Source organism: Bacillus sp. FSL W8-1202 (genome assembly GCF_038006165.1).
Classification (GTDB): domain Bacteria; phylum Bacillota; class Bacilli; order Bacillales; family Bacillaceae; genus Bacillus; species Bacillus subtilis.
The window spans coordinates 2924085-2940176 of the sequence record NZ_JBBOUR010000001.1; the positions used below are offsets into that span (position 1 = coordinate 2924085).

Annotated in this window: 16 protein-coding genes and 3 pseudogenes; 16 read left to right on the forward strand and 3 right to left on the reverse strand. The window is 35.6% G+C overall.

Annotation, left to right across the window (positions count from 1 at the left end):
- The first annotated feature begins 188 nt into the window (after positions 1-188).
- The 5 genes from NSQ09_RS15215 to NSQ09_RS15235 all read left to right on the forward strand — a co-directional run bounded on the left by NSQ09_RS15215 (position 189) and on the right by NSQ09_RS15235 (position 2942).
- Positions 189-482: a hypothetical protein gene (locus NSQ09_RS15215; protein WP_129137653.1), complete on the forward strand. Its 294-nt coding sequence runs from the start codon at positions 189-191 to the stop codon at positions 480-482.
- Between the two features lie 215 nt (positions 483-697).
- A complete protein-coding gene (locus NSQ09_RS15220) occupies positions 698-1042 on the forward strand; it encodes a hypothetical protein (RefSeq protein WP_086343863.1) in 345 nt (114 codons plus the stop codon).
- Between the two features lie 130 nt (positions 1043-1172).
- Complete coding sequence (locus NSQ09_RS15225) at positions 1173-1424, forward strand: SunI/YnzG family protein (protein ID WP_014479887.1); 252 nt, start codon at positions 1173-1175, stop codon at positions 1422-1424.
- A 183-nt stretch (positions 1425-1607) separates the two neighbouring features.
- Complete coding sequence (locus NSQ09_RS15230) at positions 1608-2042, forward strand: SMI1/KNR4 family protein (RefSeq protein WP_080262658.1); 435 nt, start codon at positions 1608-1610, stop codon at positions 2040-2042.
- Positions 2043-2111: 69 nt separating this feature from the next.
- Entirely contained in the window at positions 2112-2942 is an 831-nt protein-coding gene (locus NSQ09_RS15235) for a DUF7225 domain-containing protein (protein ID WP_217002362.1), read from the forward strand.
- Between the two features lie 12 nt (positions 2943-2954).
- On the opposite strand, the pseudogene NSQ09_RS15240 reads toward NSQ09_RS15235, so the two are convergent.
- Positions 2955-3243, reverse strand: a pseudogene (locus tag NSQ09_RS15240) (DUF1433 domain-containing protein).
- Between the two features lie 186 nt (positions 3244-3429).
- Here NSQ09_RS15240 and NSQ09_RS15245 point away from each other — a divergent pair.
- Both NSQ09_RS15245 and NSQ09_RS15250 read left to right on the forward strand, forming a co-directional pair.
- Positions 3430-3966, forward strand: coding sequence for a GNAT family N-acetyltransferase (locus NSQ09_RS15245; RefSeq protein WP_129137655.1), 537 nt, complete (start codon positions 3430-3432; stop codon positions 3964-3966).
- 78 nt (positions 3967-4044) lie between these two features.
- Positions 4045-4137 (forward strand): annotated as a pseudogene (locus tag NSQ09_RS15250) (CPBP family intramembrane glutamic endopeptidase); the annotation flags it as partial.
- Positions 4138-4162: 25 nt separating this feature from the next.
- Here NSQ09_RS15250 and NSQ09_RS15255 read toward each other — a convergent pair.
- Entirely contained in the window at positions 4163-5410 is a 1248-nt protein-coding gene (locus NSQ09_RS15255; RefSeq protein WP_031600262.1) for an IS256-like element ISBsu2 family transposase, read from the reverse strand.
- A gap of 95 nt (positions 5411-5505) precedes the next feature.
- Between NSQ09_RS15255 and NSQ09_RS15260 the strand changes: the two are divergent.
- The 8 genes and pseudogenes from NSQ09_RS15260 to xynB all read left to right on the forward strand — a co-directional run.
- Positions 5506-6324 (forward strand): annotated as a pseudogene (locus NSQ09_RS15260) (CPBP family intramembrane glutamic endopeptidase); the annotation flags it as partial.
- Positions 6325-6387: 63 nt separating this feature from the next.
- Positions 6388-6702: a hypothetical protein gene (locus tag NSQ09_RS15265; RefSeq protein WP_129138070.1), complete on the forward strand. Its 315-nt coding sequence runs from the start codon at positions 6388-6390 to the stop codon at positions 6700-6702.
- A 42-nt stretch (positions 6703-6744) separates the two neighbouring features.
- Positions 6745-7020 carry a hypothetical protein gene (locus NSQ09_RS15270; RefSeq protein ID WP_095843716.1) on the forward strand — a complete coding sequence of 92 codons (276 nt, stop codon included), beginning with the start codon at positions 6745-6747 and terminating at the stop codon, positions 7018-7020.
- A gap of 110 nt (positions 7021-7130) precedes the next feature.
- Positions 7131-7295, forward strand: coding sequence for a hypothetical protein (locus tag NSQ09_RS15275; protein ID WP_003245467.1), 165 nt, complete (start codon positions 7131-7133; stop codon positions 7293-7295).
- Between the two features lie 138 nt (positions 7296-7433).
- A complete protein-coding gene (locus NSQ09_RS15280) occupies positions 7434-7904 on the forward strand; it encodes a hypothetical protein (protein WP_095843717.1) in 471 nt (156 codons plus the stop codon).
- 116 nt (positions 7905-8020) lie between these two features.
- A complete protein-coding gene (locus NSQ09_RS15285; RefSeq protein WP_031600262.1) occupies positions 8021-9268 on the forward strand; it encodes an IS256-like element ISBsu2 family transposase in 1248 nt (415 codons plus the stop codon).
- Positions 9269-10147: 879 nt separating this feature from the next.
- Entirely contained in the window at positions 10148-11539 is a 1392-nt protein-coding gene (locus NSQ09_RS15290; RefSeq protein ID WP_095843718.1) for an MFS transporter, read from the forward strand.
- 29 nt (positions 11540-11568) lie between these two features.
- Positions 11569-13170, forward strand: coding sequence for a xylan 1,4-beta-xylosidase (gene xynB / locus NSQ09_RS15295; RefSeq protein WP_284929835.1), 1602 nt, complete (start codon positions 11569-11571; stop codon positions 13168-13170).
- Positions 13171-13306: 136 nt separating this feature from the next.
- On the opposite strand, the gene xylR is transcribed toward xynB, so the two are convergent.
- Complete coding sequence (xylR, locus tag NSQ09_RS15300) at positions 13307-14461, reverse strand: transcriptional repressor XylR (RefSeq protein ID WP_129137657.1); 1155 nt, start codon at positions 14459-14461, stop codon at positions 13307-13309.
- Between the two features lie 247 nt (positions 14462-14708).
- Here xylR and xylA point away from each other — a divergent pair, with 247 nt between their 5' ends.
- Entirely contained in the window at positions 14709-16046 is a 1338-nt protein-coding gene (xylA, locus tag NSQ09_RS15305; protein ID WP_015252022.1) for a xylose isomerase, read from the forward strand.
- The last annotated feature ends 46 nt before the right edge of the window (positions 16047-16092 follow it).

The following is a 16092-nucleotide window of genomic DNA, read 5'->3' on the forward strand; positions in this document are numbered from 1 at the left end:
GGAAATAATTCCACGCTTAAGGAAGCAATACGCATAAATAATTCGACAAATTCTGTGATAATTCCATTGTTCAATACTTCTACCAGCAATAATAAGATGAGTAAGGTAGATGTTTATCATTGACATAGTAACCAAATGAATCCATAATTACGTTGAAATCTAAATCAATTTTCAAAAAGGAGATTTCTATGAAAAAATTGACTATCTTCTCCGGGGGATTAGGAGCGGTTTTTTCTGTACTGGCTCAACTGTTTGCGGTTAAAGATGACTCTTACACTTTGGGGAATTTATGGTTTTTAGGTGCTTTGGCGGGAATTATAACCATGCTTGCTTCAATCCAGACAAATAATAAACCAGTCTTCAGCATATTATTAATTGCTAGTTCAGTAATAGGTCTACTTGGAACTGGTCTTGTATACATCATACCAACACTTTTCAATATAATAATAATTTATAAATTTTCAAAAGTAAGCCAATGGTAAAATAAAGGTTCTTTTTTTATTTAGTATCCCTTTGACAAGGTCGGTAATGAATCGCAGAATGTTGCAGCTAGGGCTTCCGTGGGCATGATTATCGAACGCCATGTTTCTAGGATACCGGAATTGAAACATTTGCTGAGACATTTCGTGAAGCTGATCACCAAATGACCATTTTCATAGAGGCACGTCTAAAGAAGCTATCATAGGAGGACAATACTGTGTGGAAAGCTTTAAGTCAATTACTCAAGAAACAGAAAAATCAAAGTCCAAGCGATGAAGATTATATACAGATTCCAGAATTAGAAGTAAAAGTTTTGGGGATGCTTCACAGTATCAATATAGACTTGGTTAATTTAATAGCTCAAGCAGAAAAGTCTAAGGAGTTTATAGGACAAATCGAAGGCATCTGGCATTCTATAGCAAATCAATTTTATTCACTCGCCCAAGGGTTTGAGAATGAGGATATCAATAAGCTTTCTGCGGATCTTGATCATGCTGCCGCCACTTGGGAAACTGTTGCTAATAAAGCAAAAGAGTTTGTAACAAATTCATACCATGGGTAAAAGAAAAATAAGGGCCTGAAAGGGCTCTTTTGCTTATAGTCATATTTCCCGTAAGTATTACTTTTTGGATTTATTAAATTTTAAAGCGTGTTTGTTTCACTGAATTCATAGTCAAAAGGGGAATGTTTTTATGCTTGGAATCAACGTTGAAAAATCAAATGAAAACTTAATTATCAATTGGCAGCTATCCAAAATTGAAATTCCAATCAAAGAAATCAATGATGTATTTCTTGATCCAAACTATGGGGGAGAGGAGAAAAGCGCAGTAAGGATTGGGTTTCCTTATGGCTCAACAGATAGGGTAGTAATTAAAACAGCATATAACACTTACATTTTGTTCACCACTAATCCTGCTTTAATTATGAGTAAAATTGTTTCTTAATAAACAGTTTATGTCCCTTTTAAATTTATCTTAATGTTCTGTGTGGTAAAATTTAGTGAGATGATTTAAGGAGGAGGAGTATTTATGGAAGAAGGAAAGTTAGTTCACATGACATTAGATGGTATTAAGAAAGCAGTTACTAAATATGGTACATTTCCTGTGTTCCATCATGGGGGTTATGTCTTGGAAGATGCTACTTTTCATTTCAAAAATCCAGCAACTCCTCAAGAAATTAGCGGCTTAGAAAAGAAATTAGGTGTTACTTTTCCTAATGACTTTAAAGAGTTTTTGTTACAACACAATGGGATGGAAATGTTTGATGGCATTGAAATACTTAGCTTAGAGGGAATCGTTGAATATAATGAGGTTCAAGATTTCCCAGAGGGATACTTATTAATAGGATATCATTTTGATGGAAGGTATGTCATAGACACAAACAAATCAAAAAAAGGATTAGGTTATATGTTATATCTAGACTCAATTGACGATATTGAAGATGCGATTAACTTAAATTCTAATTTCGAGATATGGTTTGATATGCTAGTGTCTTCTAATGGAACGAAATATTGGGAAGTAAATCCGAATCTCCAAGAGTATTATAAACTGGTTTCAGAATAACACTTCGGCAAAAGAAAAAATTATGACTAATTTCAACAACCAAAGAAACTGCAATTTGAGGGAAGTATAATGACAATTTACGAGCAAATTAAAGATGCTTTGAAAAATAAGATCAATGAGTTGGTTTCACCTCAAGAAGTAAAGAAAACCCTTCAAGAAAAATACGGAACTAATCCGGATAGCATTATTTTATCAGATTATTGTTATAACCGGTATAATAAGGGGATTTCTTTTAATAAGCACCTCTTTGAATATGTGAATAGAAGTTCTTACAAATACTTAGGTGAAAACTCTCTTTATACAGGACTTATTTTCAGAAAATCAAAAGGGGAAGATAAGGAAGTTATCGTAGGCGAATGGGTAAACGGTGTTAAATCACTCCGAGAAGCTTTTATTACTAATAACCAAATAAATGATCAAGCCGAAATCATTAGTAAAGAACAACTTGTAAACCTTTATAATGAATATAACCAAATTCTGAGATATGAAATGAATGTATTGAACTGTAAGCCTACAGAATTGAGGCATTTAATTGGCAGAATCGGTGAATTCATTTGTGCAATCCAAACCAACGGCACTCTGGCACGTCAAACTAATCAGCATGGATTTGATGTTGTGAGTGATGGCAGACGGATTAGTGTAAAAACAACAGCTCAATCAAGTGGTTTTATTTCGATAAATAAAAATACATTTCATGATTTTGATGGTTTTTTTGTAGTTCAATACGTAAATGATGATTTTAAAGTTATTTTCTTCGGATCAAAGGAAGAAGTGCAAAAAATAAGCAGAGTTTATGGAAGCCAATACGAAGTTGAAATTTCACATCTTAAAAAGATTAACAAGGAATACCAATTAAATAACAATCTTGTTGATAACAAAACATTCCCTTACTTATTGTAAGGGGACGTTTGTTTAATCCTCATATATTTTATCTTCGCACTCTGGCTTACGAGTTGCATCCACAGTAAATGATCTTACTTCGTCTTTAGTTTTGTCCTAAATTCCCCGTATTACTTTTTTCTATTTAGATAACAACCATTGATTTCAATGCCGCCCATTGGATTTACCTCATAATCATCAGTGTAATCAATTGATTCAATATCTTTATCGTTTGTTTTAATAAAGTCATTAGCCAAAGAATACAACTCTTCTTTTTACAGAACTACTCGAACTTCCATTTTTTACTATGTTGTTCCTTCATAATTATCCCTCAGGGAAAGGTAGGGGGATTATTTTGGAGAATCATATTCCATTGCTTGTTCACAGTCAGAAATCCTTGAGTTGTTCTAGCAAGAGGCAATATTGTTGAATAAGGATAGTTTTAAAGAGGTTATTGTTGTCTTCATATTGAAATAAAGATTAAGTATATTAGAGGGGAGTTGCTTTAATGCACATAACAACAAAAAGGTTATTGATACGTGAATTTGAATTCAAAGATTGGCAAGCTGTACATGAGTATACATCTGATAGTAATGTAATGAAGTATATACCTGAAGGGGTTTTTACTGAAGAAGATGCAAAGGCATTTGTAAATAAAAACAAAGGTGATAACGCTGAAAAATTCCCTGTCATACTAAGAGATGAAGACTTTCTTATAGGCCATATTGTCTTTTATAAGTATTTTGGTGAACATACATATGAAATTGGGTGGGTGTTTAATCCGAATTATCAAAATAAAGGGTATGCTTCTGAGGCAGCTCAAGCTATCTTGGAATATGGATTTAAAGAAATGAACTTACATAGGATTATAGCTACGTGTCAACCTGAGAATATTCCCTCATACCGAGTTATGGAGAAGATTGGAATGAGAAGAGAAGGATTTTTTAAAAAATGTATTCCAAAAGGCAATGAATGGTGGGATGAATATTATTACGCTATTTTAGAGGAAGAGTGGAATTGTAAGAGGGGTAATGCAGGAAATTGAAACCATAACAGCTATAGAACGTATAGTGATAGTAGGGCTTATAGTGCTTAATATGAATGATGTGAGAGGGGTATCCAAATGCAAATTCATCTCACCAAAAGCGGAAAACAAGACAATCATCATAAATGGTTAGGAACTGTCTTGCTCAGTTGGGGAACATTCGTATTTGCTGGGCTTGTCAAGAAAAGTGTGTAAGTTATTCTAGATATTTCTTCACACGTTCCTTTAGGTGGTCATGAACTAATAGTTGATTCATGACCATAGCCCATTGCTGGATGCGTCCACCATCCCATTTCTTTTCTAATTCTTTTGTTCGTAAAAACAATATTTTTAATAGGGCATTCTCATGGGGGAATGCTCCTTTTTTCGTGACTTTTCGAAAGCTAGAGTGGATACTTTCAACGGCATTTGTAGTGTACATGATTTTACGAATATTACCACCATAATCGAAAAGTTGTTCCACATGAGAAAAGTTTCGTTTCCATACGTCTACAGCTCCAGGGTACGTAGACCACTGCTTTTCAAAAGATTCAAATGCACTGTGACAAGCCTTAAGGCTTGGAGCTCCATACACTTTCTTTAAGGCAGCAGTAAAAGGCTTGTAGTCTTTACTTGGTATATACTTAATCGAATTTCGAATTAAATGAACAATACATCTCTGTACGGTCACATCAGGAAAAATCGCACGTGCTCCTTCTTCCAGACCACTAACGCCATCCATTGAGAGAAAGAAGATATCTTCTACACCACGAGATTTGATTTCATCAAAAATTTGCATCCATTTATGTTTACTTTCCGTTTCATTCAACCACAAACCTAGAATGTCCTTTTTACCTTCTATGGTATATCCTAGTATTGTGTAAACGGCATACTTCTTCGTTTCATAGTCATTACGAATGGTTGTGTAAAGACAATCGACAAACACAAAAGGGTAACAGTTACTTAAGGGACGATTTTGCCACTCTTCTAAATTAGGAAGTACAGTATCCGTAATGTCGGATACCATTTCATGAGATACAGAAAAGCCATAGATGTCTTCTATCGTGGAAGAAATGTCTCGTTGTGACATTCCTCTGGCATACATCGAAATGACCTTATCCTCTATAGAGGATACATCTCTTTTACGCTTTGGAATCAACTGCGGTTCAAATGAACCATCACGATCACGGGGGACTGCAATTTCAACTTCTCCTGCCGTTGTTTTCACGATCTTTTTGCCATATCCATTTCTTCTATTTCTTGTTTCTTTTTCTCCCTTGTCATTGGATTCATAGCCCAAATGGTGATTCATTTCACCTTTTAGCATTGACTCAAACATGGGACCAAATATGTCTTTTAATGCTTCTTGCATATCTTCTACTGATTTAGGCTGATACTGTTCGATAATCTTGTTAGCTAATTCTACGGAGTTCGGATCTCTTTTCAATTTCCCCACTGAAACCACTCCTTTAGCTTTATACTTATTATTCTATCAAATAAAAAACTGTGTGAGTAAGGAACCGTACGCATTCCTTACTTACACAGTTAATATTACACTCCCTATTTGCTTTGTTTTTTGCTACTTTAGTCGGTTCAATGGCTAGCCAAGCAGGAGCTTCCAAGCTTTTGAAGCATGGCATCCAAGCAGGTTTAGTCACATTAATAACTGTCCCGTTGCTCTACATTCTTCTTAAACGGATGTCTAGTAGACCCTTTTATTCTATAGGACTGTCTGGGTGGCGGCAAGCTATTCCGAAAGCCATTATGGGAGCAATATATGTGATTGTATTATCCGGGTCTGGTTTCGCTATCGCCCATTTATTAGGCTGGATCAAAGTTACACAATTTCACTTCTCTGTCCATTTAGTGACAGCATTGCTCTTAAATATGATTATCGCTTTCTTTTATGAAGCTTTTCCAGAGGAATTAACTTTTCGTGGGACGGTGTACTATGCTCTAAATAAGCGTTTGAACTGTTTTATGGCCTTACTCCTACAACCAATCCTGTTTGTGCTTGCACCAATAACTGTAAGTGGCTTGCAATATATAGCTGGAATTGAATCACCTGCTATCACATTAGATTACATCGTTTTATTGTTGACTTTTGGATGCATCCTTCAACTCCTGCGTATTGTAACAGGAAGCTTATGGACGTCTATCGCTTTTCATCTAGCCTTTCTTGAAAATTCTCGGTTCTTCGTCCTGCAGGGGGAGGAGCGCTTTATTACCTATGAAGAAATTGTTCCGGGAACAGGTTCGCTGTTTGTGATCTTTTTTATGTTGCTTATTGTCGGTACTCTACTATTAATACCTGTTGCAATAACTCGCCGAAATACTATTCAATGGCGGAAGAATGAGAAATGCGACCAAGATGTTTAATTTCTGAGTAGAACAGTAGTTTTAAAGTGATTTTAAGGAGGATCTAGACAATGTTGAAGAAGCATTCCTGATGAAAGATTAGTAGATTTTGATTCTCAAGGTGGAAACCTTATTAGTGTTTTTTTAGTTACTCACTGTGAGTTATCTGATCAATCGTATAAAAATGTATTAAGCTTTAATGATGATCTTTTGGGTATGAAGCATAACTGTTCGTATGCAATGGATATTCTAAGCGTTAAAGAGGAATTTGATTTCGATTTCCCATTTAATATGCTTGCAATAAAAAGCTACGTACAAGAATTAATAAAAAGGTTAGGGATTGATATAACTCTGCCTGAAATGAAAGAAAGAGATTTTGACAAACTTTCTCAAGACTAAATAAAACTACGATTTTAAAGAGAACGGAGACTTGCTTTTAATATGAATGTTAGAAAAGCTGCAGCTATTTTTTCAATCACGATTCCAATTATCTCAGCTATCTTAATTATTAATTTTTTTACGGGAGTTATGTCAATTCCATGGCAAGGAATGCCGGTGTTTTTTCCATTATTGCTTTCTCCTATAGGAATCATTTTAGCGTTCGTTTCAATAAAGACAAATAAACGGTGTGCTTTATATGGGATTGTCTTAAATGCAATTATGTTTCCATTTCCTTTTTTCTGGTTTATAGGAGGGACTTTGTTATTTGGAGTTTAATCCATTAGGCATTACGCTTATACATTGGTATTTTCGAGCTTGTCAAAAGAAGGAATAAAAAATTTTCAGAATTGCTTGGCTTTACTTTATTTTGAAAGGGGTCGAGTAAGATGGATAGGAAAAAGGATGAAATACAAAGAAAATATAGGGAACAAATGAGGGAGAAGAAAGAACGAGAAAAAGAAGATGGCAGTTCACATACTTTTGAAATTGTTGTTGTGCTAGCCATTATCATTTTGATGTTTTTCTTTAATTCAGTTTTCAAGGCTTTTTAGATATTGTACAGATGACTTTCAGGATGTTTGAAAAATAACCCTTTGAGATATATACCACATGAAAGTATTGAAGGACTTATGAAAATTCAAGAGCCAGTTGAATCTTAATAATTAATCACCAAATAATGGGGATGTAAAATGAAATTGTATAATGAATTTATCAATATAGCTAAAACGTTTAATAAAGAGTTAGACATAATTCCATTATTATATGGATCTTTAGGTCTTGAAAAGGTAACTGGGTTAGACTTTTCCCCAGAAGATATTGATATCCTTATTCCTTTAATTTTTTTAGAGGAAAAGTGGGAAAAACTAAAAAAAGTGATGGAACTGCATGGATACAAAATGGTTGATTTACATGAGCATGAATTTAAGAAAACTAATACAAAAATAGGCATTGCTTACATTGAGGATTTAAAACCATTTGCAGATGTAGACTATAATAACCTAGAGGTTTTTGAAGATGGCGGAGCGAAATATCATTTGCTAACGATTGATGATTACCTCAAGATTTATAAAAAGTCTTTATTAGATGGTTATAGAAGAAGGAAGAAGAATCATAAAGACCAAAGTAAAATTAACATATTGAATAAATTAATACGGAATTAATTTCTGTATTCTCTTTTGGTGGGAGTGTAATATTAACTGTGTAAGTAAGGAATGCGTACGGTTCCTTACTCACACAGTTTTTTATTTGATAGAATAATAAGTATAAAGCTAAAGGAGTGGTTTCAGTGGGGAAATTGAAAAGAGATCCGAACTCCGTAGAATTAGCTAACAAGATTATCGAACAGTATCAGCCTAAATCAGTAGAAGATATGCAAGAAGCATTAAAAGACATATTTGGTCCCATGTTTGAGTCAATGCTAAAAGGTGAAATGAATCACCATTTGGGCTATGAATCCAATGACAAGGGAGAAAAAGAAACAAGAAATAGAAGAAATGGATATGGCAAAAAGATCGTGAAAACAACGGCAGGAGAAGTTGAAATTGCAGTCCCCCGTGATCGTGATGGTTCATTTGAACCGCAGTTGATTCCAAAGCGTAAAAGAGATGTATCCTCTATAGAGGATAAGGTCATTTCGATGTATGCCAGAGGAATGTCACAACGAGACATTTCTTCCACGATAGAAGACATCTATGGCTTTTCTGTATCTCATGAAATGGTATCCGACATTACGGATACTGTACTTCCTAATTTAGAAGAGTGGCAAAATCGTCCCTTAAGTAACTGTTACCCTTTTGTGTTTGTCGATTGTCTTTACACAACCATTCGTAATGACTATGAAACGAAGAAGTATGCCGTTTACACAATACTAGGATATACCATAGAAGGTAAAAAGGACATTCTAGGTTTGTGGTTGAATGAAACGGAAAGTAAACATAAATGGATGCAAATTTTTGATGAAATCAAATCTCGTGGTGTAGAAGATATCTTCTTTCTCTCAATGGATGGCGTTAGTGGTCTGGAAGAAGGAGCACGTGCGATTTTTCCTGATGTGACCGTACAGAGATGTATTGTTCATTTAATTCGAAATTCGATTAAGTATATACCAAGTAAAGACTACAAGCCTTTTACTGCTGCCTTAAAGAAAGTGTATGGAGCTCCAAGCCTTAAGGCTTGTCACAGTGCATTTGAATCTTTTGAAAAGCAGTGGTCTACGTACCCTGGAGCTGTAGACGTATGGAAACGAAACTTTTCTCATGTGGAACAACTTTTCGATTATGGTGGTAATATTCGTAAAATCATGTACACTACAAATGCCGTTGAAAGTATCCACTCTAGCTTTCGAAAAGTCACGAAAAAAGGAGCATTCCCCCATGAGAATGCCCTATTAAAAATATTGTTTTTACGAACAAAAGAATTAGAAAAGAAATGGGATGGTGGACGCATCCAGCAATGGGCTATGGTCATGAATCAACTATTAGTTCATGACCACCTAAAGGAACGTGTGAAGAAATATCTAGAATAACTTACACACTTTTCTTGACAAGCCCCTTTTGGTTTCCAGTCTCAATTAAAATTTTTAAGATTAAAATAAGTTTGAAAGGATAAATCATAGTGTTTAACACAGCCATTAATCCTCAGACAGTCAAATAGCCATTTCTACTCCGGTTAAAAGCTTCTCAATTTTTGCTTCTTATTTATCTTTCCTGTATTGATATATGTATGTAGGGTTGGACTTATAACATAAACTATTCTGCCATTCCTGTTCTTTCAATTCATGACCGGGCTTGCCATCAGCATAAATCTAGGCTAACAGTCTCCATACATCCTGTGATCACCTTTATCAAACTCTTAAATGCAACTTACCACTAACCAATTCCTTATTTCGCATAGATCATCTTTGGCATGTGTTTACACAAGAATCTGTTTTGGACTAATCGTCGTTAACTGATACATGACATTCGCAAATATTTGAGACACTGAATATAACGAAACAGTCAAAAATCAATATTTAAATCATTCTGTTTAAACTTTCTGAAAAAGATGTTGAAAAAGTTGAAAGGATTTTATAATATTAAGTCAAGTTAGTTTGTTCGATCAACAAACTAATAAGATAAACTTTCATTGTCCACAAGATAAGGTCTTACTGAATATGGATGGAAGGGGGATAAGAGGATCGATTTTAATGGAGCTAAACAATATAAGAAACGAAAGAATGAGGCTTTTATCCTTTTCCAGGTATATAAGGCATGACGAAAAAAGATGAGTTTACTGCTTGCTGATCACCATATTTTTTTGCACTGTTTTGAAAGCGCTTTTATAAACGTTTACTGACCGTAAATTCGAGAGATTGTTATACCGTTTCACACTGTTCCATATTAAAGGATCGAAAAGGGGAGAAATCATGCTCAGTGAAAATGTAAAGAAGATTAGCATGGTTGAAAAAGTTGGATATGCGTCTGGAGATTTTGCGTGTAATTTAATTTATGCAACAGTGTCTACGTATCTTTTGTTCTTCTATACAGATGTATTTGGTTTATCGGCAGCAGCAGCCGGTACTATGTTCTTAGTGGTTAGAATAATCGACGCTCTCGCTGATCCTTTTATCGGAACAATAGTTGACAGAACGAACAGCAGATTTGGGCGCTTTAGACCGTATCTTTTATTCGGAGCTTTCCCATTTGTCATACTGGCAATACTCTGTTTTACAACACCAGACTTTTCGGATATGGGGAAATTAATATATGCCTATATAACCTATGTTGGCTTGTCGCTTACATACACAACGATAAACGTTCCATATGGCGCGTTAACTTCTGCAATGACTAGAAATAATCAAGAAGTGGTTAGTATAACATCAGTTCGTATGTTATTTGCGAATCTTGGGGGACTTGTCGTTGCATTTTTTGTTCCCTTACTGGCTGCATATTTAAGTGATACTTCTGGCAACGAATCTCTTGGCTGGCAATTAACCATGGGTATTTTGGGAGTGATAGGCGGGTGCCTTTTAATCTTTTGTTTTAAAAGCACAAAAGAGCGGGTCACTCTTCAAAAATCCGAAGAAAAAATTAAATTTACGGATATATTTGAGCAGTTTCGTGTTAATCGTCCACTTGTTGTATTAAGTATTTTCTTTATTATTATTTTTGGAGTGAATTCCATCAGTAATTCGGTTGGCATTTACTACGTAACGTATAACTTAGAAAGAGAGGATTTGGTGAAGTGGTACGGTTTGATAGGCAGTTTGCCCGCTTTGGTCATTTTACCGTTTATTCCAAGGCTTCATCAATTTTTGGGGAAGAAGAAATTACTAAACTATGCATTATTACTGAATATTATCGGCCTCTTAGCTTTACTGTTTGTTCCGCCAAGTAATGTATACCTCATACTTGTCTGCCGATTAATCGCTGCTGCTGGAAGTCTCACTGCCGGGGGATATATGTGGGCGCTTATTCCTGAAACAATAGAATATGGAGAGTACAAGACTGGAAAAAGAATGGGTGGGCTCATTTACGCTATAATCGGATTTTTCTTTAAGTTTGGTATGGCCTTAGGAGGAGTTGTTCCGGGTCTGGTTCTTGATAAGTTTGGATATGTGGCAAATCAGGCACAAACCCCGGCGGCATTAATGGGGATTTTAATTACAACAACCATTATTCCCGTGTTCTTGCTGGTTCTAGCTTTAATTGATATTAATTTCTATAACTTAGATGAGAAAAAATATAAAAACATGGTTCGGGAATTAGAGAATAGAGACAAAGTTTATTTGGATCATATTGATGATTTCAAAGCTTAAAAAGAAAATAAACTGAGGAGGAGTCCCAAATGAAAATTACCAATCCAGTACTTAAAGGATTCAATCCCGATCCAAGTATTTGTAGGGCAGGAGAGGATTATTATATCGCTGTATCTACATTTGAGTGGTTTCCGGGAGTCCAGATACATCACTCAAAAGACCTAGTAAATTGGCACTTAGTTGCACATCCATTACAGAGAGTTTCACAATTAGACATGAAAGGAAATCCAAATTCAGGTGGGGTTTGGGCACCATGTTTAAGCTATAGTGATGGGAAGTTTTGGCTGATCTATACGGATGTTAAGGTAGTAGATGGCGCATGGAAAGATTGTCACAATTATTTAGTTACTTGTGAAACGATTAATGGTGATTGGAGTGAGCCGATTACATTAAATAGCTCGGGGTTTGATGCTTCTTTGTTCCATGATACGGATGGAAAAAAGTATTTATTAAATATGTTATGGGATCACCGTATTGATCGGCACTCATTTGGAGGAATTGTTATACAGGAATATTCTGATAAAGAGCAAAAATTAATCGGTAAACCAAAAGTTATATTTGAAGGAACTGATAGAAAACTGACAGAAGCTCCGCACCTTTATCATATCGGGAACTATTATTATTTATTAACTGCAGAAGGAGGAACACGGTACGAACATGCTGCTACAATTGCCCGTTCTGCAAATATTGAGGGGCCATATGAAGTTCATCCCGATAATCCAATCTTAACGTCATGGCATGACCCAGGAAATCCATTGCAAAAATGTGGTCATGCATCCATTGTTCAAACACATACAGATGAGTGGTATTTAGCTCATTTAACGGGACGTCCTATTCATCCTGACGATGATTCAATTTTTCAGCAGAGAGGATACTGTCCTTTGGGCAGAGAAACAGCTATTCAAAAACTTTACTGGAAAGATGAATGGCCCTATGTAGTAGGTGGAAAAGAAGGAAGCTTGGAGGTAGATGCACCTTCTATACCCGAAACAATATTTGAAGCAACGTACCCGGAAGTTGATGAATTTGAGGATTCAACATTAAATATAAATTTTCAAACTTTAAGGATTCCATTCACGAATGAATTAGGTTCATTGACTCAAGCGCCAAATCATTTACGATTATTCGGTCATGAATCATTGACCTCGACATTTACTCAGGCATTTGTAGCCAGACGCTGGCAAAGTCTCCATTTTGAAGCCGAAACTGCTGTTGAGTTTTATCCGGAAAATTTTCAACAAGCCGCTGGATTGGTGAATTACTACAATACAGAGAACTGGACGGCTCTTCAAGTCACGCATGATGAAGAACTTGGCCGCATTCTTGAATTAACAATATGTGACAACTTTTCTTTTTCACAGCCATTAAATAATAAAATTGTTATTCCTCGTGAAGTAAAGTATGTATATTTAAGAGTAAATATTGAAAAGGACAAATATTATTATTTCTATTCTTTTAACAAAGAAGATTGGCACAAAATTGACATTGCACTGGAATCGAAAAAATTATCAGATGATTACATCCGTGGGGGAGGATTCTTCACAGGGGCCTTTGTAGGGATGCAATGCCAAGATACCAGTGGTCATCATATTCCGGCCGACTTTAGATATTTTCGTTATAAAGAAAAATAATTTGCACATGAAAAAGGAGATTTCTATTTTAGAACTCCTTTTTCATATGAGAAGGTGCCTATGTCAATATTGCTTCAGAAATACTCCTAGAATAAAAAAGCTCATCTTTAAAGATGAGCTGTACATTCCATTAAAATTACATTGTAACCATGTCCAGAAAATGATCAATCACAATGGAGGACATTCCTAATGCCGGCGCATTCTGTCCTAAGGAAGATGGCAATAATTCATAGCTATTGCCTAAATGGGAATAAACCCTTGACGATACTTCACTTCTCATTGAATTTAAAACCATAGGATGCGATTCAATTATGCTATTTCTTAAAATTACGGCTTGTGGGTTGAAAGTATTTAGAATATTGGTAAGGCCTATTCCTAAATAGAATCCAAAATTTTGTAATGCATTTAAGGTTCCGATATCATTCAGATGGGCGAGGTTTATGATATCTTGATAGGACAGTTTTTTCTCTTTGGTCTGAAGATTTTTTAATAAAGCCTTCTCTGAAGCATACAATTCCCAGCAGCCTCGGTTTCCGCAGCTGCATTTAGGACCATTAAAGTCTATTGTCATATGTCCCATTTCTCCAGAGAAGCCGCTTACTCCTCTATATAAATGATTGTTGATAATAACACCGATCCCTATCCCTGTGCTGATACTTACGTAAATAATGTTATCGTGATTTTTTGCAGCTCCAAATACTTTCTCTCCATATGCGCCAGCATTTGCCTCATTTTCAATAAAAACAGGCACATTGTACTTCTCTTGTATAGAAGATTTTAAGTCAATATCTCTCCAGTTGGAGTTCGGAGTGAAAACAATTTTTTGATCTTTATCAATGAGTCCAGGCACGCAAATACCTATACCAATAAGCCCGTACGGAGATTGGGGCATTTGCGTAATAAAGTGATGAATCATATCAATCAAAATGTCTTTCGTTATTTCTGGAGAATTGGATTCCAAATGGCGGTATTGATCAAGAACGATTGTTCCTTCAAGGTCTGTTAAAATGCCATTAATATAATCCACACCAACATCTATTCCAACGGAGTATCCTGCCTTTTTATTAAAAACAAGCATGACAGGTCTTCTTCCGCCACTTGATTGTCCTTGACCTATTTCAAATACCATACTTTCTTTCATTAACGTGTTTACCTGTGATGAGACAGTTGATTTATTTAATCCAGTCATTTCAGATAATTTTGCTCTTGAAATAGGTGAATTTTTAAGGATTTCTTTTAATAATAACTTTTGATTTACTTTTCTGACAAAGGTTTGATCAGCGATATCCACTTCATCCACTCCATTTGTTTAATCTTTAAATTAAGTATCAACATAGTACATAGCGAATCTTCCCTTTATTATATCTAATGTGTTCATAAAAAACTAAAAAAATATTGAAAATACTGACGAGGTTATATAAGATGAAAATAAATTAGTTTGTTTAAACAACAAACTAATAGGTAACTTACAAGATGAAATAAAATGCATTTGTATTTGAATGATCATGTTTTGAATTTATTTTTAAGGGGGAAATTACATGGCTCAATCTCATTCCAGTTCAACCAACTATTTTGGAAGCGCAAACAAAGTGGTTTACGAAGGGAAAGATTCGACTAATCCTTTAGCATTTAAATATTATAATCCTCAAGAAGTAATCGGCGGAAAAACGATGAAAGAGCATTTGCGATTTTCTATTGCCTATTGGCATACATTTACCGCTGATGGAACAGACGTTTTTGGAGCAGCTACGATGCAAAGACCATGGGATCACTATAAAGGCATGGATCTAGCGAAGATGAGAGTAGAAGCAGCATTTGAGATGTTTGAAAAACTAGATGCACCATTCTTTGCTTTTCATGACAGGGATATTGCACCAGAAGGCAGTACGCTAAAAGAGACAAACCAAAATTTAGATATGATCGTGGGCATGATTAAAGATTACATGAGAAATAGCGGCGTTAAGCTATTATGGAATACCGCAAACATGTTTACGAATCCCCGTTTCGTCCATGGTGCCGCGACTTCTTGCAATGCAGATGTGTTTGCGTATGCTGCAGCACAAGTGAAAAAAGGGTTAGAAACAGCAAAAGAGCTTGGCGCTGAGAACTATGTATTTTGGGGCGGCCGTGAAGGATATGAAACATTGTTAAATACCGATTTAAAATTTGAGCTTGATAATTTGGCTAGATTTATGCATATGGCAGTGGATTATGCGAAGGAAATCGGGTACACAGGGCAGTTTTTGATTGAGCCAAAACCAAAAGAGCCGACCACCCATCAATACGATACAGATGCAGCAACAACCATTGCCTTTTTGAAGCAATATGGCTTAGACAATCATTTTAAATTAAATCTTGAAGCCAATCATGCCACATTAGCTGGGCATACATTCGAACATGAATTGCGCATGGCAAGAGTACATGGTCTGCTTGGCTCTGTTGACGCAAACCAGGGTCATCCTCTTTTAGGCTGGGACACGGATGAATTTCCGACGGATTTATATTCTACGACATTAGCAATGTATGAAATCCTGCAAAATGGCGGCCTTGGAAGCGGCGGATTAAACTTTGACGCGAAGGTCAGAAGATCTTCTTTTGAGCCTGATGATCTAATATATGCCCATATTGCAGGGATGGATGCATTTGCAAGAGGATTGAAAGTTGCCCACAAATTAATCGAAGATCGTGTGTTTGAAGATGTGATTCAACATCGTTACCGCAGCTTTACTGAAGGGATTGGTCTTGAAATTATAGAAGGAAGAGCTAATTTTCACACACTTGAGCAATATGCGCTAAATCATAAATTAATTAAAAACGAATCTGGAAGACAGGAGAAATTAAAAGCGATATTGAACCAATACATTTTAGAAGTATAACAGGATAAGCTCCAGATCCTGCTATCAATACCAAGTCACTGAATTA